The organism is Agrobacterium sp. CCNWLW155, from assembly GCF_036888815.1.
GTDB lineage: Bacteria > Pseudomonadota > Alphaproteobacteria > Rhizobiales > Rhizobiaceae > Agrobacterium > Agrobacterium radiobacter.
The window spans coordinates 1-1,889 of record NZ_JBAKFW010000052.1 but is presented as its reverse complement, the minus strand read 5'-3'; the positions used below and the strand labels follow the sequence as shown (position 1 = coordinate 1,889).

The window sequence follows — 1,889 nt, the reverse complement described above, 5'->3', positions numbered from 1 at the left end:
GCCATGTGAACCTTTCCCCATCGCTTTGAGTGACGGGGGCAACGGAGTGATCCACATGGGACTTTTGAATATCATCCGTCGGATGGCACTGCGCGAGAAGTTGTCGGTGCGCGAGATCAGCCGACGAACCGGATTGTCACGCAACACCATCTCCAAATATTTGAATGCCGGCACGATCGAGCCGACATTCACGGTCCCCGAACGACCGAGCAAGCTCGATCCATTTGCCGACAAACTGGCGGGTTGGCTGAAGAGCGAGGCTAGAAAGTCGCGCAAGCAGCGGCGTACGTTGAAGCAGATTCATGCTGATCTGGTTGCCCTTGGTTTTACCGGCTCCTATGGCCGGGTGGCTGCCTTTGCCCGTGAATGGCGACTTGATCGGCAACGTGAGCAGCAAACGACGGGGCGTGGCATATTCGTTCCGCTGTCTTTCCGTCCTGGCGAAGCATTCCAATTCGATTGGAGTGAGGACTACGCTGTCATAGCCGGTGAGCGTACGAAGCTTCAGGTCGCACACATCAAGCTGGCGCACAGCCGGGCGTTCCTCTTGCGTGCCTATCTTTTGCAGACACACAAGATGCTCTTCGACGCCCACTGGCACGGCTTCCGTGTGTTCGGCGGCGTGCCTGGTCGCGGCATCTACGATAACATGAAGACGGCGGTCGATCGTGTCGGTCGCGGCAAAGAGCGGCAGGTCAACATCCGTTTCCTCGCGATGACGAACCATTACGTCTTTGCGCCTGAGTTCTGCAATCCATCGGCAGGCTGGGAGAAGGGACAGGTCGAGAAGAACGTCCAGGATGCCCGTCCGCGGTTGTGGCAACAGATGCCCGCCTTCGCAGATCTGGCGGCACTGAACGTCTGGCTGGAACAGCACTGCCAGGATCTATGGCGTGAGACACCGCACGGCACTTTGCCCGGTACGATCGCCGACGTTTGGGCCGAAGAGAAGGCGGCATTAATGACGTTGCCTGCCGCCTTTGACGGCTTCGTCGAGCAAAGCAAGCGCGTCTCACCGACATGCCTGATCACCTTCGAACGGAACCGCTACAGCGTGCCTGCGTCTTTTGCGAACCGGCCCGTCAGCCTGCGGATTTATCCCGAGCGACTGGTCGTTGCAGCCGAGGGCAATATCCTCTGCGAACATACGCGGATCATTGAACGCAGTCACGACAAGCCGCCGCGAACGATTTACGACTGGCGGCATTACCTTGCCGTCATCCAGCGCAAACCCGGTGCGTTGCGTAATGGTGCGCCCTTCCTGGAATTGCCTTCGGCCTTTCGGCAACTACAGGACCAGATGCTTCGCCGTCCCGGCGGTGATCGTGAGATGGCCGATATCCTCGCCCTTGTCCTTCATCACGACGAAGAGGCCGTCCTGCAAGCCGTGGAACTCGCCCTGGAGGCGGGCGTGGCGACCAAAACGCATGTGCTGAATCTGCTGCACATGCTGATCGACGGCAAGACGACCGACGGTCCCGGTATCGATACGCCGCCGGCGCTGACCTTACGGCGTGAACCTGAGGCAAATGTTGAACGCTATGATGGCCTGCGCGTCCGGATCGCAGGAGGTCGCCATGCGTCATGATCCTGCAAGTGCCGCCGTTGTCATCATGCTGCGAAGCCTGAAGATGTACGGTATGGCCCAGGCCGTCACAGACCTGATCGAACAAGGGGCCCCGGCTTTCGATGCGGCGGTGCCCATTCTGTCGCAGTTGCTGAAAGCCGAAATGGCCGAGCGCGAGGTTCGCTCCATCGCCTATCATATGAAGGCGGCTCGCTTCCCGGCTTACAAGGATCTTTCCGGCTTTGACTTCGCCGCCAGCGAGATCAACGAAGCGACAGTGCGGCAATTGCATCGATGTGAGTTCATGGATGGAGCGCACAAT

2 protein-coding genes are annotated in these 1,889 nt (G+C 59.1%); both read left to right on the top strand.

Translation table 11 applies throughout. The features are described from left to right. Positions 1-55 precede the first annotated feature (55 nt). Complete coding sequence (gene istA, locus V6S97_RS29045; RefSeq protein WP_334428441.1) at positions 56-1,588, top strand: IS21 family transposase; 1,533 nt, start codon at positions 56-58, stop codon at positions 1,586-1,588. Then, the coding region (locus V6S97_RS29040) for an ATP-binding protein (protein ID WP_334428440.1) at positions 1,578-1,889 on the top strand (312 nt) is incomplete at its 3' end. The genes istA and V6S97_RS29040, both read left to right, overlap by 11 nt.

Bases quoted from the DNA above. Each gene is read 5' to 3' on its own strand.
- istA (WP_334428441.1), top strand. From the start codon at position 56: ATGGGACTTTTGAATATCATCCGTCGGATGGCACTGCGCGAGAAGTTG.